Source organism: Pseudomonas chlororaphis, assembly GCA_001023535.1.
GTDB lineage: Bacteria > Pseudomonadota > Gammaproteobacteria > Pseudomonadales > Pseudomonadaceae > Aquipseudomonas > Aquipseudomonas chlororaphis_E.
Window position 1 is genome coordinate 3144375 of sequence record CP011020.1, and the last position, 23582, is coordinate 3167956.

At 62.5% G+C, this 23582-nt stretch carries 18 protein-coding genes; 8 read left to right on the forward strand and 10 right to left on the reverse strand.

The window, feature by feature from the left end; genetic code table 11:
• Positions 1-3 precede the first annotated feature (3 nt).
• Entirely contained in the window at positions 4-3900 is a 3897-nt protein-coding gene (locus tag VM99_13960) for a phosphoribosylformylglycinamidine synthase (protein ID AKJ99120.1), read from the reverse strand.
• Positions 3901-4254: 354 nt separating this feature from the next.
• Here VM99_13960 and VM99_13965 point away from each other — a divergent pair, with 354 nt between their 5' ends.
• On the forward strand, positions 4255-5649 hold the full coding sequence (locus VM99_13965; GenBank protein ID AKK01755.1) for a murein transglycosylase: 1395 nt from the start codon (positions 4255-4257) through the stop codon (positions 5647-5649).
• Positions 5650-5866: 217 nt separating this feature from the next.
• On the opposite strand, the gene VM99_13970 is transcribed toward VM99_13965, so the two are convergent.
• From VM99_13970 to VM99_14005, 8 genes are all read right to left on the reverse strand, one after another.
• Entirely contained in the window at positions 5867-6610 is a 744-nt protein-coding gene (locus VM99_13970; protein ID AKJ99121.1) for a pyridoxine 5'-phosphate synthase, read from the reverse strand.
• Positions 6611-6661: 51 nt separating this feature from the next.
• Positions 6662-7351 carry a DNA recombination protein RecO gene (locus VM99_13975; GenBank protein ID AKJ99122.1) on the reverse strand — a complete coding sequence of 230 codons (690 nt, stop codon included), beginning with the start codon at positions 7349-7351 and terminating at the stop codon, positions 6662-6664.
• Between the two features lie 167 nt (positions 7352-7518).
• Entirely contained in the window at positions 7519-8421 is a 903-nt protein-coding gene (locus VM99_13980) for a GTPase Era (protein AKJ99123.1), read from the reverse strand.
• Positions 8414-9103, reverse strand: coding sequence for a ribonuclease III (rnc, locus tag VM99_13985; GenBank protein AKJ99124.1), 690 nt, complete (start codon positions 9101-9103; stop codon positions 8414-8416). The genes VM99_13980 and rnc overlap by 8 nt, the downstream gene beginning before the upstream one ends.
• Before the next feature lie 184 nt (positions 9104-9287).
• On the reverse strand, positions 9288-10142 hold the full coding sequence (locus tag VM99_13990) for a signal peptidase (GenBank protein ID AKJ99125.1): 855 nt from the start codon (positions 10140-10142) through the stop codon (positions 9288-9290).
• Between the two features lie 9 nt (positions 10143-10151).
• The gene (locus VM99_13995; protein AKJ99126.1) at positions 10152-11948 is read right to left on the reverse strand and encodes an elongation factor 4; all 1797 of its coding nucleotides are present in this window, start codon (positions 11946-11948) and stop codon (positions 10152-10154) included.
• 232 nt (positions 11949-12180) lie between these two features.
• On the reverse strand, positions 12181-13242 hold the full coding sequence (locus VM99_14000; GenBank protein AKJ99127.1) for a permease: 1062 nt from the start codon (positions 13240-13242) through the stop codon (positions 12181-12183).
• Positions 13235-14356, reverse strand: coding sequence for a permease (locus VM99_14005; protein ID AKJ99128.1), 1122 nt, complete (start codon positions 14354-14356; stop codon positions 13235-13237). Before VM99_14005 ends, VM99_14000 begins: the two co-directional genes overlap by 8 nt.
• Before the next feature lie 365 nt (positions 14357-14721).
• Here VM99_14005 and VM99_14010 point away from each other — a divergent pair, with 365 nt between their 5' ends.
• The 5 genes from VM99_14010 to VM99_14030 all read left to right on the forward strand — a co-directional run bounded on the left by VM99_14010 (position 14722) and on the right by VM99_14030 (position 21348).
• On the forward strand, positions 14722-16212 hold the full coding sequence (locus tag VM99_14010) for a cytosol aminopeptidase (GenBank protein ID AKJ99129.1): 1491 nt from the start codon (positions 14722-14724) through the stop codon (positions 16210-16212).
• A 60-nt stretch (positions 16213-16272) separates the two neighbouring features.
• The gene (locus VM99_14015; protein ID AKJ99130.1) at positions 16273-16701 is read left to right on the forward strand and encodes a DNA polymerase III subunit chi; all 429 of its coding nucleotides are present in this window, start codon (positions 16273-16275) and stop codon (positions 16699-16701) included.
• 7 nt (positions 16702-16708) lie between these two features.
• The gene (locus VM99_14020) at positions 16709-17086 is read left to right on the forward strand and encodes a DNA polymerase III subunit chi (protein ID AKJ99131.1); all 378 of its coding nucleotides are present in this window, start codon (positions 16709-16711) and stop codon (positions 17084-17086) included.
• 128 nt (positions 17087-17214) lie between these two features.
• Positions 17215-20067, forward strand: a complete 2853-nt coding sequence (locus VM99_14025) for a valyl-tRNA synthetase (protein AKJ99132.1) — start codon at positions 17215-17217, stop codon at positions 20065-20067.
• Positions 20068-20322: 255 nt separating this feature from the next.
• Positions 20323-21348: a 23S rRNA methyltransferase gene (locus tag VM99_14030; GenBank protein AKJ99133.1), complete on the forward strand. Its 1026-nt coding sequence runs from the start codon at positions 20323-20325 to the stop codon at positions 21346-21348.
• Positions 21349-21444: 96 nt separating this feature from the next.
• Here VM99_14030 and VM99_14035 read toward each other — a convergent pair whose 3' ends face one another.
• A complete protein-coding gene (locus tag VM99_14035; protein AKJ99134.1) occupies positions 21445-21726 on the reverse strand; it encodes a dipicolinate synthase in 282 nt (93 codons plus the stop codon).
• Positions 21727-22122: 396 nt separating this feature from the next.
• Between VM99_14035 and VM99_14040 the strand changes: the two genes are divergently transcribed.
• Together VM99_14040 and VM99_14045 are read left to right on the forward strand one after the other, a co-directional pair.
• Complete coding sequence (locus VM99_14040; GenBank protein AKJ99135.1) at positions 22123-23127, forward strand: nucleoid-associated protein; 1005 nt, start codon at positions 22123-22125, stop codon at positions 23125-23127.
• 175 nt (positions 23128-23302) lie between these two features.
• Positions 23303-23581, forward strand: coding sequence for a hypothetical protein (locus VM99_14045; protein AKJ99136.1), 279 nt, complete (start codon positions 23303-23305; stop codon positions 23579-23581).
• Position 23582: the final 1 nt, after the last annotated feature.

The window sequence follows — 23582 nt, forward strand, 5'->3', positions numbered from 1 at the left end:
CCTTTAGTTCACCCAGACGCGGGCGTTGCGGAACATGCGCATCCATGGCGCGTCTTCGTTCCAGTCGTCCGAACGCCACGAGTTCTGCACCGCGCGGAAAACACGCTCAGGGTGCGGCATCATGATGGTCACACGGCCGTCGCGGCTGGTCAGGCCAGTGATCCCGCGCGGCGAACCGTTCGGGTTGGCCGGGTAGGTTTCGGTGACCTTGCCGTGGTTGTCGACAAAACGCAGCGACACGCAACCGGACAAGTCGGCTTCGAGCAACGCCTCTTCGCTTTCGAATTCCGCATGGCCTTCGCCATGGGCGATGGCGATCGGCATGCGCGAGCCGGCCATGCCCTGCAGGAAGATCGAATTCGACTCCTGCACTTGGACCATCGCCACGCGGGCCTCGAACTGCTCGGAACGGTTGCGCACGAAGTGCGGCCAGAACTCGCTGCCGGGGATCAGCTCGTGCAGGTTGGACATCATCTGGCAACCGTTGCACACACCGAGGGTGAAGCTGTCGTTGCGCTCGAAGAAGCCCTGGAACGCATCACGGGCGCGGCTGTTGAACAGCGCCGACTTGGCCCAGCCTTCGCCGGCCCCCAGCACGTCACCGTAGGAGAAACCGCCACAGGCAACCAGGCCCTTGAAGTCGTTCAGGTCGACACGACCGGCGAGGATGTCGCTCATGTGCACGTCGATCGCGTTGAAACCGGCACGGTCGAACGCCGCCGCCATTTCCACCTGGCCGTTGACGCCCTGCTCACGCAGTACCGCCACCTGTGGGCGAATGCCTTTCTTGATGTAGGGCGCGGCCACGTCCTGGTTGACGTCGTAGCTGAGCTTGGCGCTCAGCCCCGGGTTGTCTTCTTCCAGCAGCGCGTCGAATTCCTGCTCGGCGCACTCGGCGTTGTCCCGCAGGCGCTGGATCTGGTAGCTGGTTTCAGCCCACTGGCGCTGCAACAGGCGGCGCTGGCCTTCAAAGACGGTGTCGCCGTTGAAGGTGATGTCGATGTGCGCGTTGTTGATCGGCTGGCCGATCACCGAGACGCACTCGGCCAGGCCGGCGGCGCTGAACTGGGCGAGGATGTCCGGGGTGGCGTCCTGGCGCACCTGGATCACCGCACCGAGCTCTTCGTTGAACAGGATGGCCGGGATTTCGCTGGCGGACTCGGCCACGCTGTCGAGGGTCAGGTTCAGGCCGCAATGACCGGCGAAGGCCATTTCCATCACAGTGGTCAGCAAGCCGCCGTCGGAACGGTCGTGGTAGGCCAGCAGATGACCGTCGGCGTTGAGGCCCTGGATCACGGCGAAGAACGCCTTCAGGTCTTCGGCATCGTCAACGTCCGGTGCCTGCTTGCCGAGCTTGCCATGCACCTGGGCCAGGATCGAGGCGCCCATGCGGTTCTGGCCACGGCCCAGGTCGATCAGGATCAGGTCGGTGGTGCCCTTGTCCATGCGCAGTTGCGGGGTCAGGGTCTGGCGGACATCGGTCACCGGGGCAAAACCGGTCACGATCAGCGACAGCGGCGAGGTCACGCTCTTGTCCACGCCTTCGTCTTTCCAGCGCGTGGCCATGGACATGGAGTCCTTGCCCACCGGGATGGTGATGCCCAACTCAGGGCACAGCTCCATGCCGACGGCCTTGACGGTGTCGTACAGGCGGGCGTCTTCGCCCGGATGACCGGCGGCGGACATCCAGTTGGCCGACAGCTTGATGTCGGAGATCTTGCCAATGCGCGAGGCCGCGAGGTTGGTCAGGGCCTCGCCGATGGCCATGCGGCCCGACGCCGGGGCGTCCAGCAGCGCCAGCGGCGTGCGCTCGCCCATGGCCATGGCTTCACCGGTGTAGACGTCGAAGCTGGTGGCGGTCACGGCGACGTCGGCCACCGGTACTTGCCACGGGCCGACCATCTGGTCGCGGGCCACGAGGCCGGTGATGGTGCGGTCGCCGATGGTGATCAGGAAGCTCTTGCTTGCCACGGCCGGGTGATGCAGGACGCGCTCGATGGAGTCGGCGAGGTCGAGAGTGGACGGGTCGAAGTCATCGCCCAGCTCGGTTTCGCGAACGGCCGAACGGTGCATGCGCGGGGCCTTGCCCAACAGCACTTCCAGCGGCATGTCCACCGGGCTGTTGCCGAAGTGGCTGTCGGTCACGGTCAGTTGCGGCTCGGCGGTGGCTTCGCCGACCACGGCGAACGGGCAGCGCTCGCGCTCGCAGATGGCCTTGAAGCGGTCGAAGTCGGCCGGGCCGACCGCCAGGACATAACGCTCCTGGGATTCGTTGCTCCAGATTTCGTGCGGGGCCATGCCCGGCTCGTCGTTTGGAATGTTGCGCAATTCGAAGCGGCCACCACGGCCGCCGTCGTTGACCAGCTCCGGGAAGGCGTTGGACAGGCCGCCCGCGCCGACGTCGTGGATGAAGCTGATGGGGTTCTTGTCGCCCAGCTGCCAGCAACGGTCGATGACTTCCTGGCAACGGCGTTCCATTTCCGGGTTTTCCCGTTGGACCGAGGCGAAGTCCAGGTCCGCCGAACTGGTGCCGGTGGCCATCGAGGACGCAGCGCCGCCGCCCAGGCCGATGAGCATGGCCGGGCCACCGAGGACGATCAGCTTGGAGCCGACCACGATCTCGCCTTTCTGCACGTGTTCGGCGCGGATGTTGCCCATGCCGCCGGCGAGCATGATCGGCTTGTGGTAGCCGCGCACTTCTTCACCGCGCGGGGTGGCGATGGATTGTTCGAAGGTGCGGAAATAACCGGTGAGCGCCGGACGGCCGAATTCGTTGTTGAACGCAGCGCCCCCCAGGGGGCCTTCGATCATGATGTCGAGGGCGTTGACGATGCGCTCAGGCTTGCCGTAGGGCTTTTCCCACGGTTGTTCGAAGCCCGGGATCTGCAGGTTCGACACGGTGAAACCGGTCAGGCCAGCCTTGGGCTTGGCACCGCGACCCGTGGCGCCTTCGTCGCGGATCTCGCCACCGGAACCGGTGGACGCGCCCGGGAACGGGGCAATCGCGGTCGGGTGGTTGTGGGTCTCGACCTTCATCAGGATGTGCACCGGCTCTTGGACCGCGCCGTACTGGCGGGTCTCGGGGTCCGGGAAGAAGCGGCCGGCCACACTGCCGACGATGACCGAGGCGTTGTCCTTATAAGCAGACAGCACGCCTTCGCTGTGCATCTGGTAGGTGTTCTTGATCATGCCGAACAGGCTTTTTTCCTGGCTCTGGCCGTCGATGTCCCAACTGGCGTTGAAGATCTTGTGGCGGCAGTGCTCGGAGTTGGCCTGGGCGAACATCATCAGTTCGATGTCGTGGGGGTTGCGCTGCAGGCCCTGGAAGGCGTTGACCAGGTAATCGATCTCGTCTTCGGCCAGGGCCAGGCCCAGTTCGGCGTTGGCTTTTTCCAACGCGGCGCGCCCGCCGCCCAGCACGTCGATGGCGGTCAGTGGCTTGGGCTCGGCGTGGCTGAACAGGCCGGCGGCCTCTTCCAGGTTGCCCAGTACGATCTGGGTCATGCGGTCATGCAGGTTCTCGGCGATCAGCCGGGCGTCGGCCTCGCTGAACTCACCGGTGACATAGAAGGCAATGCCGCGCTCCAGGCGCTGGACTTTCGCCAGGCCACAGTTGCGGGCGATGTCACTGGCCTTGCTCGACCACGGCGAAATGGTGCCGAACCGTGGCAGTACCAGGAACAGGCGGCCGGTGGGCTCCTGGACGGGAACACTGGGACCGTACTTCAGAAGGCGCGCGAGCACCTGCTGTTCGTCGCCGGTCAAAGCGCCGGTGACTTCGGCGAAGTGAGCGAATTCAGCATACAAGCCGCTGACAGCCGGGACGCATCGGCCCAGTTGCTCAAGAAGTTTGCTGTGGCGAAAGGCAGAAAGGGCAGGAGCGCCGCGCAGGATCAACATCTTCGGGACAGCCTCGGGAAGGGGGTGTGCTTTGAGGCCGTGCATTCTAGCCTAAACCGCCGGCAACGGCACCCGAAACGGCACCCCGGATGCGCCCCGAATGTCGGTCTTTGCCCGAAAAACCGGATTGGACGCACGTTCCAATGTTCGTGCAGAGATTTTTTTCAGTGCCATAAAACCCGCCGCGCGCCGGCCGGCCTGAGTTGCGGACATGTTTTGCAATCGCTAGCAGACTGGCCATTTGCTGTCGAGATATGGCGGTAAGGGCCGTTTGCGTATACTGCGCAGATGTTTTCCCCAACGGCTTTGCGTCCGCGATATGCCAAGTGGCTGATCGCAACCGGACTCTTCCTGGTGCTCAGTGGTTGTGTTGAGAAACCCAACACACTGGAGCGCGTAAAGGAGGATGGCGTGCTGCGGGTGATCACCCGGAACAGCCCCGCCACCTACTTTGAGGATCGCAACGGTGAAACCGGCTTCGAATACGAGCTGGTGAAGCGCTTCGCCGACGATTTGGGGGTGGAGCTGAAGATCGAGACCGCCGACAACCTCGACGACCTGTTCAGCCAGATCGGCAAGCCCAACGGCCCGGTGCTGGCCGCCGCAGGCCTGGTCAGCAGCGAGCCACGCAAGAAACAGGTGCGGTTTTCCCACGCCTACCTGGAGGTCACGCCCCAGGTCATCTACCGCAACGGCCAGTCGCGCCCCACCGACGCAGCGGCCCTGGCGGGCAAGAAAATCATGGTGCTCAAGGGCAGCACCCACGCCGAGCAGCTGGCGCAGTTGAAACAGCAATACCCCGGCATCGAATACGAAGAGTCCGACGCCGTGGAGGTGGTCGACCTGCTGCGCATGGTCGACGAGGGCCAGATCGACCTGACCCTGGTGGACTCCAACGAAGTGGCGATGAACCAGGTGTACTTCCCCAACGTGCGCGTGGCCTTCGACCTGGGCGACGCTCGCAGCCAGAGCTGGGCGGTGGCCCCCGGTGAAGACAACAGCCTGCTCAACGAGATCAACAGCTACCTCGACAAGGTGCAGAAGAACGGCACCTTGCAGCGCCTCAAGGATCGTTACTACGGGCACGTCGATGTTCTCGGCTACATGGGCGCCACCACTTTCGCCCAGCATCTGCAGCAACGGCTGCCCAAGTACGAGCAACACTTCAAGACCTACGCCAAGCAGGAAAAGGTCGACTGGCGCCTGCTGGCGGCAATCGGCTACCAGGAATCGCTGTGGCAACCGGCGGTCACGTCCAAGACCGGCGTGCGCGGCCTGATGATGCTGACCCAGAACACGGCCCAGGCCATGGGCGTATCCAACCGCCTGGACCCCAAGCAAAGCATCATGGGGGGCGCCAAGTACCTGGCCTACATGAAGGACCAACTGGACGAGAGCATCGAAGAACCGGACCGCACCTGGTTCGCCCTCGCCGCCTACAACGTCGGCAGCGGTCACCTGGACGACGCCCGCAAGCTGGCGGCCAAGGAAGGGCTGAACCCGAACAAGTGGCTGGACGTGAAGAAAATCCTGCCGCGCCTGTCGCAGAAGCAGTGGTACAGCAAGACCCGCTACGGCTACGCCCGAGGCGGCGAACCCGTGCATTTCGTGGCGAACATCCGGCGCTACTACGACATCCTGACCTGGGTCACGCAGCCGCAGCTCGAAGGCAACCAGGTGGCCGAGGGCAACCTGCACGTACCGGGCGTCGACAAGAGCAAGCCGAACCAGGAAACCCCGCCGCTCTGAAAGCCCCACACAATCCCTGATGCTGTGATGAATCTGTGGCGAGGGGATTTATCCCCGTTGGGCTGCGAAGCAGCCCCAAAGCTGTCAACTCAATCTGCCTGACACACCGAGGCGCCAGATTTTAGGGCTGCTTCGCAGCCCAACGGGGATAAATCCCCTCGCCACAATGAATCAAGCAGGCCTTAAATAAGCAGGCATATTGAGTTATGTGGTGGCATCAGGCCTTAGCAGCCGCCAGGATCAGCGCTTTCATTTCCGAGACCGCCGACTTGAACCCGACGAACAGCGCGTGGGCCACCAGCGCGTGGCCGATGTTCAGCTCGTTGATGCCCTTGATGGCCGCCACGGCCTCAACGTTGTGGTAGTGCAGGCCGTGGCCGGCGTTGACGATCAGGCCCTGGGCCAGGCCGAAGGTGACGCCATCGGCTACCCGCCGCAGCTCATCGGCCACGGCGGACGGGGTTTCGGCGTCGGCATAGCGGCCAGTGTGCAGTTCGATGGCCGGGGCGCCGACACGTCGGGAGGCTTCGATCTGCCGCTCGTCGGCGTCGATAAACAACGACACCTCGGCACCGGTCTTCGCCAGCCGCTCCACCGCCGCCTTGATCCGCGCTTCCTGCCCCGCCACGTCCAGGCCGCCTTCGGTGGTCAGTTCCTGGCGCGTCTCAGGCACCAGGCAGATGTGCGCCGGGCGGATGCGCTCGGCGAACGCCATCATTTCCTCGGTCACGCCCATCTCGAAATTCATGCGGGTTTGCAGCACATCCTTGAGCAGCAGTACGTCGCGCTCCTGGATATGCCGGCGATCCTCCCGCAGGTGCACGGTGATGCCGTCGGCGCCCGCCTCTTCGGCGTCCAGTGCGGCCTTGACCGGATCCGGGTAGCGCGTACCCCGGGCCTGGCGGAGGGTGGCGACATGGTCGATGTTCACGCCGAGAAGAATGCGTTGGCTGGTGCTCACGAAAAAGCGCTCCTGAATGGGCTAATGGACGGCCCACAGCATACGGGTTGATCAAGGCTTGCGAAACAACTCGCGACTGACCAGCGGTTTGCCACCCAGGTGAACCGCCAGGGCCTGGCGCATCAGACGCTTGGCCGCCGACAAGGCGCCTGGCGCGGTCCAATCGGCTTCGGCCATGGCCAACAGTTCGGCGCCGTTGAACAAGCCCGGTTGCAACAGGTAGACCTGCTCGAGGCCGGCATCCACTTGCAAGCGGTACAGGCCGTCGGCCGCGATGGGCGCGCCATGCAGGTCGGTGTCCAGGGCAAAACCATAGCCAAGGTCATCCAGCAGCCGCCATTCGAACGAGCGCAACAGCGGCTCCAGCGGGCGGCCTTCGGCGAGGGCTAGCAGGGTCGCGGCGTAGTGGTCGAAGACCGCGGGATGGGGATCTTCGGCGGGCAGCAGGCGGATCAGCAATTCATTGAGGTACAGGCCGCTGAACAACGCCTCGCCATTGAGCCAGGCGGCAACGCCCTGGCTTTCCATGCGCCCGACATTCTTCAACTCGCCCCGACCGCGCAATTCGACTTCCAGCGGCACGAACGGCCGCGCCAGGGTCCCGGCCTTGCCCCGAGCCCCACGCAACACCGCCCGCAGCCGCCCTTGCGGCGTGAGGAAGTCCACCAGGGCGCTGCTTTCGCGGTAGGCGCGCGAATGCAGGACGTAGGCGGATTGGGCGATGGGTGGGCTGGAGGACATGGAAGTTGAAGTCTCGCTGACGGAGCACGTTTGTATAACAACCCAAACCAATGTGGGAGCGGGCTTGCTCGCGAAGGCGGTGTATCAGTTAACAATGATGTCGACTGACAGGACGCATTCGCGAGCAAGCCCGCTCCCACAAGGTCCGTGGCGTACGGCCGGACGGATTAAAGGTCGCCGTAACCCAGCGAGCGCAACGCCCGCTCGTCGTCCGACCAACCACCCTTCACCTTGACCCACAGGTTGAGCATGATCTTGGAGTCGAACAGCAGCTCCATGTCCTTGCGCGCCTCGGTGCCGATGCGCTTGATGCGCTCGCCCTTGTCGCCAATGATGATTTTCTTCTGGCCGTCACGTTCGACGAGGATCAAGGCGTGGATGTGCAGGGTCTTGCCTTGCTGCTTGAACTCTTCGATCTCGACGGTGATCTGGTACGGCAGCTCGGCGCCCATCTGGCGCATGATTTTCTCGCGCACCAGCTCGGCGGCCAGGAAACGGCTGCTGCGGTCGGTGATCTGGTCTTCCGGGAAGAAGTGATCGTTTTCCGGCAGGTGTTCGGCGATCACCCGCTCCAGCGCGTCGAGGTTATGGCCGTGCTGGGCCGAGATCGGGATGATCTGGGCGTTGGGCAGTTGTTCCTGCAACCAGGTCAGGTGCGGCATCAGCTCGGCCTTGTCCTCGATGCGATCGGTCTTGTTCAGCGCCACGATCAAGGGACCGGTCACGTACTGGACGCGTTCGAGGACCATCTGGTCTTCTTCGGTCCACTTGGTGCGGTCGACCACGAAGATCACCACGTCGACGTCTTTCAACGCCGCCGACGCCGTTTTGTTCATGTAGCGGTTCAACGCCTTCTCGCCGCCCTTGTGCATGCCAGGGGTGTCGACGTAGATCGCCTGCACGGCGCCTTCGGTCTTGATGCCCAGCATGTTGTGGCGGGTGGTCTGGGGCTTGCGCGAGGTGATCGCCAGCTTCTGCCCGAGGATGTGGTTCAGCAATGTGGACTTGCCCACGTTCGGCCGGCCAACAATGGCGACATAGCCGCAACGGGTCAGGGTTGTATCAGTCATTGCCATTCTCCACGCCCAGGGCAATCAGTGCTGCGGCGGCCGCTACCTGTTCGGCAATACGACGACTCACACCCTGGCCTCGGCTTTTTTCATTCAGTAAGACAACTTCGCATTCGACGAAGAAAGTTCGGCAATGCGGCTCGCCCTGGATATCCACGACTTCGTAGCGCGGCAGCTCGCAACTGCGCGACTGCAAAAACTCCTGCAGGCGCGTCTTCGGGTCCTTGTTGGTGTCCACCAGCGTCAGGCTGTCGATCTCGGAGGTCAACCAGGCCAGCACGCGCTCGCGAGCCTTTTCCATGCCGGCGTCCAGGTAGATCGCGCCAATCAACGCTTCCAAGGCATCGGCGAGGATCGACTCGCGGCGAAAACCACCACTTTTCAACTCACCGGAACCCAGGCGCAGGTAGTCACCCAAGTCGAAACCACGGGCCAGCACGGCCAGGGTCTCACCTTTTACCAGGCGCGCGCGCAAACGCGACAACTGGCCTTCACGGGCCAGCGGGAAGCGCTCGAACAGCGCCTCGCCGGCGACGAAGTTGAGGATCGCATCACCGAGGAATTCCAGGCGCTCATTGTTGCGACCGGCAAAACTGCGGTGAGTGAGGGCCAGGAGCATCAACTCCGGATCCTTGAAGGTATAGCCGAGCTGGCGCTCGAGACGGCTTAGAGAAACGCTCACGGTTTACCCACGTAGAGTTCGTGGCTGGATTCCACTGCCAGGCCGGCAAAGCGCCGTTGGCTTGGGACAATTAACGCTGTGTTCAAAAATAACGTCCTGACTATCGTTGGCTTCAAGCTTTCGGGCAGCCTTATGCAGGCTCCAGAAATGCATTCGGCGCTGTGTTCAACAGCGCCGTGTGGGATTACTTGATCAGGCCAACCCGCGAGAAATTCGGCAGGTGGCTGAGTTTGGGTTCCGGCCAGCTCATCCAGACTGCAAAGGCCTTGCCGACGATATTGCGGTCGGGGACCATGCCCAGCAGGTCCTTGGGAATGTTCGGATCATCCCAGTACCGGCTGTCGTTGGAGTTGTCGCGGTTGTCACCCATCATGAAATAGTGCCCCGCCGGCACGGTCCACGAATGGTCCGGCGTCGCGCGATAGCGGCTCATCTCCTTGCGGATCAGGTGCTCGACCGCGCCGAGTTTTTCCTTGTACAGCTCGGCGCTGCCCAAGGTGCCCGGCTCGGAGCCGAGCAACTGTTCGGCCACCGATTCGCCGTTGACGAACAGGCGCTTGTCGGCGGTGTAGCGGATCGTGTCGCCTGGCAGGCCTACCACCCGCTTGATGTAGTTGACGTTCGGGTCGCTCGGGAAGCGGAACACCATCACATCGCCGCGTTGCGGGTCACCCACCTCGATGACCTTCTTGTCGATCACCGGCAGGCGGATCCCGTAGGAAAACTTGTTCACCAGGATGAAGTCGCCCACGTCCAGGGTCGGCTTCATCGAGCCGGACGGGATCTGGAACGGTTCCACCAGGAACGAACGCAGCACCAGCACAATGAACAGCACCGGGAAGAACGACTTGCCGTATTCGACCAGCAGCGGTTCCTTGTTGAGTTTCTCGACCACCACACCGTCAGGCTGGCTGACGCTGCCCTGATAAGAGGCAATGGCCGCCCGGCGCCGGGGCGCCAGGAACAACAGATCAAGCAACGCCAACAAGCCGCAGACAAACACGGCGATAACCAGCAACAGCGGGAAATTTAGCGACATAGGACCTAACTATTCCAACCTGAGCACTGCAAGGAAGGCTTCCTGTGGAATTTCCACGTTACCGACCTGCTTCATGCGTTTTTTACCGGCCTTTTGCTTTTCCAACAGCTTGCGCTTACGGCTGACGTCGCCACCGTAGCACTTGGCCAATACGTTCTTTCTGAGCGCCTTGACGGTTGTACGCGCCACAATCTGCCCGCCAATGGCGGCCTGGATTGCCACGTCGAACATCTGCCGCGGAATCAGTTCCTTCATCTTCTCGGTCAATGCACGACCTTTGTAGTGCGCGTTGTCACGGTGCACGATCAATGCCAGGGCATCGACTTTCTCACCGTTGATCAGCACATCCAGCTTCACCAGATTAGCCGATTGGTAACGATCGAAATGATAGTCCAGCGAAGCATAGCCGCGACTGGTGGATTTCAGGCGATCGAAGAAGTCCAACACCACTTCGTTCATCGGCAGGTCGTAGGTCACCTGGACCTGCGAACCGAGGAACAGCATGTCGTGCTGCACGCCACGCTTTTCAATGCACAGGGTAATGACGTTACCCAGGTGCTCCTGAGGCACAAGGATGTTGGCCCGCACGATCGGCTCACGCATGTCCTCGATCGCCGACAGGTCCGGAAGCTTGGACGGGTTGTCGACGTAGATGGTTTCACCGTTCTTGAGCAACAGCTCGAAAATCACCGTCGGGGCCGTGGTGATCAGGTCCAGGTCGTATTCGCGCTCCAGGCGCTCCTGGATGATCTCCATGTGCAGCATGCCCAGGAACCCGCAACGGAAGCCGAAGCCCAGGGCGTCGGAGCTTTCCGGGGTGTATTGCAGGGACGAGTCGTTCAGGGTCAGCTTTTGCAGGGCTTCGCGGAAATCCTCGAAGTCGTCGGAGCTGACCGGGAACAGACCGGCATAGACCTGAGGCTGGATACGCTTGAAGCCGGGCAGCACATCGACGTCGGGGGTGGAACTCAAGGTCAGGGTATCGCCGACCGGCGCCCCGTGGATGTCCTTGATGCCCGCGATGATGAAGCCCACTTCACCGGCCTTGAGGTCGGTGGTAGCAGTGTGTTTCGGGTTGAATACGCCGACGCTGTCCACCAGGTGGATCTTGCCGGTGGACTTGACCAGGATCTTGTCGCCCTTCTTCACGCGGCCTTGGCGCACGCGAACCAGGGAGACCACGCCCAGGTAGTTGTCGAACCAGGAGTCGATGATCAGCGCTTGCAGCGGATCTTCGATGTTGCCGGTCGGCGCGGGAATGGTGGCTACCAGGCGCTCGAGCACTTCGTCCACGCCCAGGCCGGTCTTGGCACTGCACGTCACGGCGTCGGTGGCATCGATGCCGATGACTTTCTCGATTTCTTCCTTCACACGGTCCGGATCGGCCTGGGGCAAGTCGATCTTGTTCAGCACCGGCATGACTTCCAGGCCCTGCTCGATGGCCGTGTAGCAGTTGGCGACCGACTGTGCCTCGACGCCCTGGCCGGCATCGACCACCAGCAGCGCACCTTCACAGGCCGCCAGCGACCGGCTGACTTCATAGGTGAAGTCAACGTGGCCGGGGGTATCGATGAAGTTCAGTTGATAGGTGATGCCGTCGCGAGCCTTGTAGTAAAGGGTAACGCTGTGGGCCTTGATGGTGATCCCGCGCTCACGCTCGAGGTCCATGGAGTCGAGCACCTGGGCTTCCATTTCACGCTCGGCCAGGCCGCCGCAGATCTGGATGAAGCGATCGGCCAGCGTCGACTTGCCATGGTCAATGTGGGCGATGATGGAGAAATTGCGGATATGACTCAAATCACTCACGGGTCAACACTCAAAAAGGCTGCAGGCATAGCCCGCCGAAAAATAGCCGGCGATTGTACCTGATAGACCGCGCGAGCGTCACGTTCGCCTGTCGATGAGCGTTTGTTGTGAGGGAGCTTGCTCCCGCCGGGCTGCGAAGCGGCCCCCTGCGGCTGATAGATCCTGGGGCTGCTGCGCAGCCCAGCGGGAGCAAGCTCCCTCGCCACAGAAGCCCGCTCGCCTTGAGTTTGAATCAACCCGCCCGGCGCAGCAGCCAGAGCCCGGCCAGGGCGCACACGCCTGCCGGTACCAGCACCGCGAACAGCGGCGAGAAGCCGAACACCAGGCTCGACGGGCCGAGCAGGTCCTGGGCGATGCGGAAGGTGAAGCCCACCAGCACACCGGTAAACACCCGCTGACCAAGGGTCACCGAGCGCAACGGGCCGAAGATGAAGGAAATCGCCATCAACACCAGCGCGGCGGTCACCAGCGGCTGCAACACCTTGACCCAAAAAGCCAGCCAGTAGCGGCCGTTGTTAAGGCCCTGGTCGGCCAGGTAGTGGATATAGCCCCACAAACCGGTGATCGACAGGGATTCGGGCGCCATCACCACGGTACTGAGCAATTGCGGGCTGATGGACACGTCCCAGCGCTCTTGCGCCGCGGCAACCACTTCGGTGCGCTTGTCGTGGAACAGGGTGGTGGTGACGTCGCTCAGTTGCCAGTGGTCCTCGGCAAAGTTGGCCTTCTTGGCAAAGCTCGACGAAAGCATGTGCCGCTGGTCGTCGAACCGGTAGCGGGTCACGCCATAGAGGATGCCGTTGGGTTGCACCGAGTTGATATGGATGAACTCGTCGCCCTGGCGGTGCCACAGGCCATGCTTGGCGCTTTGCGCGTCGCCGCCGCCCTGGGCCAGGGAGCGATTGGCCTGGGCCGTGTTCTCGGTGGCCGGGGCGATGTACTCACCGATCAGCACCCCCACCAGCATCAGCACCAGCATCGGCTTCATCACCGCCCAGACGATCCGACCGATGGACACGCCCGCGGCGCGCATGATGGTCAGTTCGCTGTTGCTGGCCAGGCTGCCCAGGCCGATCAGGCAACCGATCAGCGCGGCCATCGGCAGCATGTCGTAGAGCCGGCGTGGCGCGGTCAGAAGCACGTAGCTGGCCACGTCTACCAGGGTGTAGGTGTCACTGACGTCGCTCATCTCGTCGATGAACGCAAACAGGGTCGCCAGGCCAAGGATGATCCCCAGTACCGCGAGGATCGCCATGAACACGCTGCTGCCGATGTAGCGGTCGAGTTTAACCACGGGCCACCTCCAGCGCGCTGCAACGACTGGCCAGCTTCAGGCGCAATGGCTCCCAATAGAGCAGCCCCAGGCCAATGGCCAGGAATATCCCATGCACCCACCACAGACCCAGCGTGGGCGGGATCTTGCCTTTCTCCAGGGCACTGCGGGCGGAAATCAGGATGGTCAGGTAAGCCATATACAGGAGAATCGCCGGCAGCAACTTGAGGAAACGACCCTGGCGTGGGTTGACCCGCGCCAGCGGGACCGCCATGAGGGTCACGATAAACACCAGCAGCGGCAGCGACAGGCGCCATTGCAGCTCGGTACGGGCGCGAATGTCATCGCTGCCCAGCAGGCTGGCGGTGGGCATGGCGTCGCGGTCGGTGACTTCTTCGCTGACTTCGGGCTTGGGCAGCAACACGCCATAGGTGTCGTACTTCACGGCCCGGTAGTCGGCCTGCCCCGGTTTGCCGTCGTAGCGGTAGCCGTTTTCCAGGATCAGGTAGCGATTGCCCTCGGGGCTGATCTGCTGCTTGCCCTTCTCGGCCACCAGCACGGAAATGCCGCGGTCCTTGCTACCGTCGGAAGACAGGTTCTTTTGCGTGATGAAGACGCCGGCCAGGTTGATCCGGTCGTCCGACAGCTGTTCGGTATAGGTGACCCGCGTCCCGTCGCGCAGCGCCTGGAAGCGCCCCGGCACCAGGGTGTCGAATTCGGTCATCGCGTCCTGCTGGTTGATCAGCAACTGGAACTGGTTGGCGCCCTGGGGCGACAGGCTCAGGCTCAGCCACGCCACCAACAGCGCGACCACCGTGGCCGGGAAAAGCGTCATGCGAAACAGGCGTTGCTGGCTCATGCCGGTGGCCGAGAGCACGGTCATCTCGCTGTCCAGGTACAGGCGGCCGTAGGCCAGCAGGATACCGAGGAACAAGCCCAGCGGCAGGATCAGTTGCAGGAAGCCCGGCAGGCGGAACCCCATGATCAGGAACAGGGAACCCGGGTCCAGGGCACCGGAAGCCGCCTGCGCAAGGTATTTGATGAAGCGCCCGCTCATGATGATGACCAGCAGCACGGCGCTGACCGCGCTCAGGGTCAGCAGGACTTCGCGGGATAGATAACGAAAGACGATCACACCAGACACTCCAGGATTGTCAGGCTAGGGTTTGCACGAAAAGTGCCTGCGCGACTTTTCAGACAAAAACCTAAGGTGGCCAAACAAGCGAACAGATCGAGCCGGCCCACCACAGCGCGCCGCCGAAAAAAGAGCCGCATTATCCTGTGATTGGAGGCGCCTGTCACTTCGCACGCTTTAAGCCGCTGCTTAAAGCCGTGAAGTTAGCGTCGCCGAGGGTTGTCAGGCTCGGGCGCCGGGGTTCAAACTGCGGCCTTTGTCGCCGGCGCGACCGTGACTGCTTCACTCAGGACTGTGGCGAGCGAGCTTGCTCCCTCGCCACAGTCAGCGCCTGGCATCTTGACCAATCACTCAGGGATCCGGACATGGAACTGGTTGTAAAAAGCGTCAGCCCAGAAACGTTGAAAACCGCCACACTGGTGGTTGCCGTCGGCGAAAACCGCAAGCTCGGCGTCGTCGCCATCCAGCTCGACGCCCTGAGTGGCGGCGCCATCTCGGCGGTGCTCAAGCGCGGCGACCTGGCCGGCAAGGTCGGCCAGAGCCTGTTGCTGCACAGCCTGCCCAACCTCAAGGCCGAGCGCGTGCTGCTGGTGGGCGTGGGCAAGGACACCGAGCTGGGCGACCGTCCCTTCCGCAAGATCATTGCCGCAGCACTGGGCACTCTCAAGGGCCTGGGCGGCGGCGAAGCCACCCTGGCGCTGGACGAACTGGTGGTCAAGGGCCGCGACAGCTACGGCAAGAACCGCCTGCTGGCCGAGACCCTGGTGGACGGCGACTATCAGTTCGAGCGTTTCAAGAGCCAGAAGGCCGAACCTCGCGCCCTGAAGAAAATCACCCTGCTGACCATCAAGGCTGCCCAGGCCGAGGTCCAGCGCGCCGTGACCCACGCCACCGCGATCGCCAACGGCATGGCCTTCACCCGCGATCTGGGCAACCTGCCGCCGAACATCTGCCACCCGACGTTCCTCGGCGAACAGGCCAAGGCCCTGGGCAAGGAATACAAGGCCCTGAAGGTCGAAGTCTTCGACGAGAAGAAGATCAAGGACCTGGGCATGGGTTCGTTCTACGCCGTCGGCCAGGGCAGCGCCCAGCCGCCGCGCCTGATCGTCATGCAATACAACGGCGGCAAGAAATCCGAGAAGCCGTATGCGCTGGTCGGCAAGGGCATCACTTTCGACACCGGCGGCATCAGCCTCAAGCCGGGCGCCGGCATGGATGAGATGAAGTACGACATGGGCGGCGCCGCCAGTGTGTTCGGCACCCTGCGCGCCGTGCTCGAACTGCAACTGCCGATCAACCTGGTGTGCATCCTGGCCTGTGCCGAAAACATGCCGAGCGGCACCGCTTCGCGCCCAGGCGACATCGTCACGACGATGAGCGGCCAGACCGTCGAGATCCTCAACACCGACGCCGAAGGCCGCCTGGTGCTGTGCGACGCCCTCACCTACTCCGAGCGCTTCAAGCCGCAGGCGGTGATCGACATCGCGACCCTGACCGGCGCCTGCGTCGTCGCCCTCGGCGCCCATACTTCCGGGCTTCTGGGCAACAACGACGAGCTGATCGGCCAACTGCTCAACGCCGGCCAACTGGCCGATGACCGCGCCTGGCAACTGCCGCTGTTCGATGAGTACCAGGAACAACTGGACAGCCCGTTCGCCGACATCGCCAACATCGGTGGCCCGAAAGCCGGGACCATCACCGCAGCGTGCTTCCTGTCGCGCTTCACCAAGAACCTGAACTGGGCGCACCTGGACATCGCCGGCACGGCCTGGACCAGCGGCGGCAAGGACAAGGGCGCCACCGGTCGTCCTGTGCCCCTGCTGACCCAGTACCTGCTGGACCGCGCCAAGGCCTGACACCAATGACCGTCGCCGGCGTTGCCCACGGGTGACGCCGGCAGCGGCTCAGGAACCGCAATGACCAAAGTCGATTTCTACATCCTGCCCAGTGCCGATCCGTCGGCACGGCTGGATTTTGCCTGCAAGCTCACGGAAAAGGCCTGGCGCATGGGCCACCGCATCTACCTGCATTGCAGCGATGCCGCCCAGCGCGACGACCTCGATGCGCGCCTGTGGGCCTTCAAGGGCGAAAGCTTCGTGCCCCACGGCCCGGCCGAGAGCGAGCCCGAAGGGCTGATCGTCCTGGGGTTGGGGACCGATTGCGGCCAGCACCAGGACCTGCTGGTCAACCTCGACCTGAAAGTACCGGCCTTCGCCTCGCGCTTCGCCCGGGTGGCGGAAGTGGTGGTGGAAGACCCGGCCATCCGGCAAGCCGCGCGGGAGAGTTTCCGTTTCTACCGCGAACAGGGCTATCCTCTGCAAGACCACCGTTTACAGCGACTCTGAGCCTACGATGGACACTCCAAAACCACCGCAAAAGCCCGCGCACCTGCTGGATGACCTCGAGTCGATCCGCCAGTTGCTCGGCGACGACAACCTGCAGCCGCCGCTGTTGACCGACACCGTCGTGCATGAGCCTGCGCACGAAGAACAGATCCCGCTGCTGTTCGACCCGATCAACGGCCAACCCGAACCCCAGCCCGCTGCCAAGGCCGAGCCCAAGGGGCCTGATGCCTTGCTGCACCTGGACAGCGAACTGCGCGCCGCCGCGCAACTGATCCTGCAAGACGTCATCGACGACTTCGCCCCGCACATCGAGACCGAGCTCAAACGTCGCCTGGATGCCAGGATGGAGCGGCTGCTCGCCGCAGCTACAAGCGCCAAGCTTTAAGCCGCAAGTAAAAGCAAAAGCAAAAGCCAGCTTCTCCTCTTGCAGCTTGCAGCTTATAGCTTGCCTCTGCCCGCAGGGCTATACTTGCCGGCTTTTCCTGAATAAATGCCAATAGGGTCCCGCCGCGCATGGATAAGACCTACCAGCCGCACGCCATTGAAACTTCCTGGTACAACACCTGGGAGTCCGAGAATTATTTCGCTCCGCAAGGCGCGGGCGATTCCTACACCATCATGATCCCGCCGCCGAACGTCACCGGCAGCCTGCACATGGGCCACGGTTTCAACAACGCGATCATGGACGCCCTGATCCGTTTCCGTCGCATGCAGGGGCGCAACACCCTGTGGCAGCCGGGCACCGACCACGCCGGTATCGCCACGCAGATGCTGGTGGAGCGCCGCCTCGAAGCCCAGGGCCAGAATCGCCATGACCTGGGCCGCGAAAAATTCCTCGAGAAGGTCTGGGAATGGAAGGATGAGTCCGGTGGCAACATCAGCCGCCAGATCCGCCGCCTCGGCTCGTCCGTGGACTGGAGCCGCGAGCGCTTCACCATGGACGACGGCCTCTCGGAAGCGGTGAAGGAAGCCTTCGTGCGCTTGCACGAGGACGGGCTGATCTATCGCGGCAAGCGCCTGGTCAACTGGGACACCAAGCTGCACACCGCCATTTCCGACCTCGAAGTGGAGAACCATGACGAGAAAGGTTTCCTGTGGAACCTGAAGTACCCATTGGCCGACGGCGCGAAGACCGCCGAAGGCAAGGATTACCTGATCGTCGCCACCACCCGTCCGGAAACCATGCTGGGCGACTCGGCCGTGGCGGTGAACCCGAACGACGAGCGCTATAAGGCCCTGATCGGCCAGTTCGTGGAACTGCCCCTGGTCGGCCGTCGCATCCCGATCATCGGTGACGATTACTGCGACCCCGAGTTCGGCACCGGCTGCGTGAAGATCACCCCGGCCCACGACTTCAACGACTACGAAGTCGGCAAGCGCCACAACCTGCCGCTGCTCAATATCTTCGACAAGAACGCCAACGTCCTGCCGGCTGCCCAGGTGTTCAACCTCGACGGCACGTTGAACGAAAGCATCAACGGCCAGATCCCGGCGGAATACGCCGGCCTCGACCGCTTCGAAGCGCGCAAGCAGATCGTCGCGGCCTTCGAAGCCGCCGGCCTGCTGGTCAGCGTCGACGATCACGCCCTGAAGGTGCCCAAAGGCGACCGCTCCGGCACCGTCATCGAGCCGTGGCTGACCGACCAGTGGTACGTGTCCACCAAGCCTTTGGCCGAGCCGGCGATTGCCGCGGTCGAAGACGGTCGTATCCAGTTCGTGCCCAAGCAATACGAAAACATGTACTTCTCGTGGATGCGTGACATCCAGGATTGGTGCATCAGCCGCCAGCTGTGGTGGGGCCACCGTATTCCGGCCTGGTATGACGAGTCGGGCAAGGTCTATGTCGGCCGCGACGAAGCCGAGGTGCGCGCCAAGCACAACCTCGGGCCGGACGTGGCCCTGCAACAGGACAACGACGTCCTCGACACCTGGTTCAGCTCGGGCCTGTGGACGTTCTCGACCCTGGGCTGGCCGCAGCAGACCGAGTTCCTGAAGAAATTCCACTCCACCGACGTGCTGGTCACCGGCTTCGACATCATTTTCTTCTGGGTTGCCCGGATGATCATGCTGACCATGCACCTGGTGAAGAACGAGGACGGCACGCCGCAGGTGCCGTTCAAGACGGTCTACGTCCACGGCCTGGTGCGCGATGGCCAGGGCCAGAAGATGTCCAAGTCCAAGGGCAACGTCCTGGACCCATTGGACATCATCGACGGCATCGACCTGGAAGCGCTGGTGGAGAAACGCACCACCGGCCTGATGCAGCCGACTCCAAAACTGCTGAAGAAAATCGAGAAGCAGACCCGCGAAGAATTCCCGGACGGCATCGCCAGCTTCGGCACCGACGCGATGCGCTTCACCTTCTGCTCCCTGGCGTCCACCGGCCGCGACATCAAGTTCGACATGGGCCGCGTCGAAGGCTATCGCAACTTCTGCAACAAGATCTGGAACGCCGCGCGCTACGTGCTGGATAAGGGCGAAGACTGCGGCCAGAACGGCGAAGCCTATGAGCTGACCCTGGCCGATCGCTGGATCATTTCGCAGCTGCAACGCACCGAAGCCGAAGTGACCCGCCAGTTGGAACAGTTCCGCTTCGACCTGGCCGCGCAGGCCCTGTACGAGTTCATCTGGAACCAGTACTGCGACTGGTACCTGGAACTGTCCAAGCCAGTGCTGTGGGACGAGAACGCACCGATCGAGCGCCAGCGCGGCACCCGTCGCACCCTGGTGCGCGTGCTGGAAGTGGCGTTGCGCCTGGCGCATCCGTTCATGCCGTTCATCACCGAGGAAATCTGGCAGCGCGTCGCACCGCTGGCCGGCGCCGAAGGCAAGACGATCATGCTGCAACCTTGGCCGGTGGCCAATGAAACCCGCATCGATCCAGCGGCCGAAGATGACATCGAGTGGCTCAAGACCTTCATGCTGGGCCTGCGCAACATCCGCGCCGAAATGAACATCGGTCCGGGCAAGCCGCTGACTTTGTTCCTGAACAACGCCAACGCCGAAGACCTGCGCCGCCTCAATGAGAACGAAGCGCTGCTCAAGAAACTGGCGAAGCTCGAATCGGTGACCGTTCTGGCCGCCGGCGAAGAAGCGCCCCTGTCGGCCACCGCCCTGGTCGGCGAGATGGAAGTGCTGGTGCCAATGGCCGGCCTGATCGACAAGGCTGCCGAACTGGCGCGCCTGGACAAGGAAATCGGCCGTCTCAAGGGCGAAGTGCAGCGCGTCGGCGGCAAGCTGTCCAACGCCGGCTTCGTCGACAAGGCCCCGGCCGACGTCATCGAGAAGGAGCGGGCCAAACTGGCCGAGGCCGAACAGGCCTTGGGCAAGCTGGCCGAACAGCACGCGCGGATTGCCAGCCTGTAACGGCGGTTCGCTATGAAAAGGGAGGTCCTATCGGACCTCTTTTTTTATGCCCGGCACTTTCTATCAGACGATGAAGATTCATTGTGGGAGCGGGCTTGCCCGCGAAAGCGCCGGATCAGACAGCCCATTGGTTAACTGACACACCGCCTTCGCAAGCGAGCCCGCTCTCACATTTAATCGGCGCAAGCCTCAAGACCAGGCTGGATGTGGGACAATGCCCGCCACCTTTTGAGCCACCCCCGAATCGACTCGCCCATGACCGCCCCTCGCACGCCCAAACCCGCCCGCCAGAAGCCCAAGCCCGCCACCGAGGCCAAGACCGTGGCACCACGGGAGAAGGCCAGCCTGCACCCGCGCAACCGCCACCAGGGCCGTTATGACTTTGCGGCGCTGATCAAGTCCACACCCGAGTTGGCCAGGTTCGTGATCCTCAACCCCTACGGCAAGGAGAGCATCGACTTCGCCAGCCCCGAAGCCGTGCGAGTGTTCAACCGGGCACTGCTCAAGTCCTTCTATGGCATCGCCCATTGGGATATCCCCGCCGACTACCTGTGCCCGCCGGTGCCCGGGCGGGCGGACTATGTGCATTTCCTGGCCGACCTGCTGGCCAGCCATAACGACGGTGAAATCCCCCGTGGGGCGGCGGTGAAGGTGCTGGACATCGGCACCGGTGCCAACTGCATTTACCCGCTGGTCGGCTACAGCGATTACCGCTGGCATTTCCTCGGCTCGGAGATAGACCCCACGGCCATCGCCTCGGCCAAGGCCATCGTGCAAGCCAACGGGTTGAACAAAGTCATCCAACTGCGCCAGCAAACCCAGCGCAAGCAGATTTTGCTCGGCCTGCTCGATGACGCCGAGCGCTTTGACCTGACGATGTGCAACCCGCCCTTCCACGCCTCCCTGGAGGAAGCCACCCGCGGCAGCCAACGCAAGTGGCGGGCACTGGGCAAGGCGGATCCCAAGCGCAAGCTACCGGTGCTGAACTTCGGCGGCCAGGCGGCCGAATTGTGGTGCGAAGGTGGGGAAGCGCGTTTCGTCACGCAACTGATCAGCGAAAGCGCCCAAGTGGCCGGGCAGGTGCTGTGGTTCAGCACCCTGGTGTCGAAGGCGTCGAACCTGCCGGCGATCCAGGCCGCGCTGAAAAAGGCCGGCGCGCGGCACAGCCAGGTGGTGGAAATGTCCCAAGGGCAGAAACAGAGCCGCTTCGTGGCCTGGACGTTTCAGGACGAGGCGCAACAACAGGCCTGGCGCCAGGCGCGCTGGCTGCGCAAGCAATAAGACATCAGGGTCGCGATGCCAGGCTGATTGGCTTTTTCAAGGCAATAAAAAACCGTGCCCGGATCGCTCCTTGGCACGGTTCTACTTGCAGCGGTCTTACTTGTTGACCGCGTCGGTCAGGCCTTTGGCCACAACCAGCTTGATCACTTTCTTGGCAGCGATTTCGATGGCAGCGCCAGTCGAAGGGTTGCGGCCGGTACGGGCAGGACGCTCGGTGACTTTCAGCTTGCCAACGCCTGGCAGAGTGAGTTCGCCGCCGTTTTCCAGCTGATCGGCAACGATTTGGCCCAGTTGGTCCAGCAGTGCACGCACGGTGGTTTTCGGCGCGTCTACGGCTTCAGCCAGATCAGCGATCAGTTGGTCTTTAGTAAGAGCCATGTAGTGTTCCTTCCCTATCAAATTCATATGGATTGCAGAGTGCAGTGTCAGCCATCGAGCCCGATCCATCTTGATCAGGCACCCTCGGCAATCACCGCGACGGATCGGGGTAATAGATGCCAAAAACCGGGTTTGGTTCGACCTGACAAATGCTGAATGCACGCTTAACGCAGTGACTTCGCGTAAGACCGGGCAAAACTAGCACAACGCCTGTGAAATATCCGCCTCTAGCTACCCATTTGGTCAGCTTTCTTGCGCTAAAACGGTAAAAAAATGCATATGGGCTGTCGGACGGCTCTGAAAGAGCCTTTGCCGGGTTCCAAAACCAGTGATTGCGGTACACTGAGCCCTTTTTCGGGGAGCGCGCCCTCCTCTCTTTCATCAGCCGAGAAATCCATGCCGATCCGTCACTGCATCGTCCACCTGATCGACAAGAAACCCGATGGCACCCCTGCCGTGCTCCATGCCCGCGACTCCGAGCTGAACGAGTCCACGGCCATCGAGAACATGCTCGCCGACCTCAACGAGAGCTACAACGCCAAGCAAGGCAAGGCCTGGGGCTTTTTCCACGCCGAGTCCGGGGCGCACCCCTTCAGCGGCTGGCTGAAGGAGTACCTGGACGGCGGCAAGGATTTCACCGCCTTCAGTCGCGTGGCGGTGGAGCACCTGCAAAAGCTGATGGAAGAATCCAACCTCTCGGTGGGCGGCCATGTGTTGTTCGCCCATTACCAGCAGGGCATGACCGATTACCTGGCGATCGCGTTGCTGCACCACAGCGAAGGCGTGGCCGTGACCGAGGAGCTGGACGTGACGCCCTCCCGCCACCTGGACCTCGGCCAACTGCACCTGGCGGCGCGGATCAACGTGTCGGAATGGCAGAACAACAAGCAGTCCAAGCAGTACATTTCCTTCATCAAGGGCAAGAACGGCAAGAAAGTCTCGGAGTACTTCCGCGACTTCATCGGCTGCCAGGAAGGCGTCGACGGCCCCGGCGAGACCCGCACCTTGCTCAAGGCCTTCAGTGATTTCGTCGAAAGCGAAGACCTGCCCGAAGACGATGCCCGGGAAAAGACCAAGACCCTGGTGGACTACGCCAGCAGCCAGGCCAAGCTCGGCGAACCGATGGGCCTGGAGGAACTGTCCGAGCTGATCGACGAAGAACGCCCCAAGGCCTTCTACGATCACATCCGCAACAAGGACTACGGCCTGTCACCGGAGATCCCGGCGGACAAGCGCACCCTCAACCAGTTCCGCCGATTCACCGGCCGCGCCGAAGGGCTGTCCATCAGCTTCGAAGCGCACTTGCTGGGCTCCAAGATCGAATACGACGAAGAAGCCGGCACATTGATCATCAAAGGGTTGCCAACGTCCCTGACGGACCAGCTGAAACGGCGAAATTGACGAGTCGGGCGGCCTGATATCCCATCAAGCCCGCTCCTGACCACCGGTCAGGACTGTCAAGGTCTACAGTATCGCCCTCCCTGGCAAATCCATTTTCATAGACGACAGCGCCTCGGCAGAAACACCGCCGAGGCCGTCCTCTGCCAGATTGCTTCAACAGATGGAGCCTATGGAAATGAACCCACTACGCCGCAGCCCTGTTCAACGTCGGCTGATCCAAATCGTCGGCCCGAGCCTGTTGTTCCTGCTCATCGGGACCTATGCCGGTTCCGCTTCAGCCGCGTCCTATCTGTGCAAGTACCATTCGATGCCGGGATTCGTCTTCGTAAAAAACCTCTTCGTGAGCGCATCCAGCACCCAGGACGCACTGACACTGGCCAGGGCGACCTTCAAACAAGAAAGCTTCTATGCCGACTACAACTGGATCACGTGCGAAATTCCTGTCAGCCCATGAT

Excerpts from the sequence above, each read along its gene's own strand:
- VM99_13990 (AKJ99125.1), bottom strand. The coding sequence starts at position 10,142 with ATGTCGCTAAATTTCCCGCTGTTGCTGGTTATCGCCGTGTTTGTCTGC.
- VM99_14045 (AKJ99136.1), top strand. The coding sequence starts at position 23,303 with ATGAACCCACTACGCCGCAGCCCTGTTCAACGTCGGCTGATCCAAATC.
- VM99_14035 (AKJ99134.1), bottom strand. The coding sequence starts at position 21,726 with ATGGCTCTTACTAAAGACCAACTGATCGCTGATCTGGCTGAAGCCGTA.
- VM99_14025 (AKJ99132.1), top strand. The coding sequence starts at position 17,215 with ATGGATAAGACCTACCAGCCGCACGCCATTGAAACTTCCTGGTACAAC.
- VM99_13960 (AKJ99120.1), bottom strand. The coding sequence starts at position 3,900 with ATGTTGATCCTGCGCGGCGCTCCTGCCCTTTCTGCCTTTCGCCACAGC.
- VM99_14040 (AKJ99135.1), top strand. The coding sequence starts at position 22,123 with ATGCCGATCCGTCACTGCATCGTCCACCTGATCGACAAGAAACCCGAT.
- VM99_14010 (AKJ99129.1), top strand. The coding sequence starts at position 14,722 with ATGGAACTGGTTGTAAAAAGCGTCAGCCCAGAAACGTTGAAAACCGCC.
- VM99_13980 (AKJ99123.1), bottom strand. The coding sequence starts at position 8,421 with ATGACTGATACAACCCTGACCCGTTGCGGCTATGTCGCCATTGTTGGC.
- VM99_14020 (AKJ99131.1), top strand. The coding sequence starts at position 16,709 with ATGGACACTCCAAAACCACCGCAAAAGCCCGCGCACCTGCTGGATGAC.
- VM99_13975 (AKJ99122.1), bottom strand. The coding sequence starts at position 7,351 with ATGTCCTCCAGCCCACCCATCGCCCAATCCGCCTACGTCCTGCATTCG.
- VM99_14030 (AKJ99133.1), top strand. The coding sequence starts at position 20,323 with ATGACCGCCCCTCGCACGCCCAAACCCGCCCGCCAGAAGCCCAAGCCC.
- VM99_14015 (AKJ99130.1), top strand. The coding sequence starts at position 16,273 with ATGACCAAAGTCGATTTCTACATCCTGCCCAGTGCCGATCCGTCGGCA.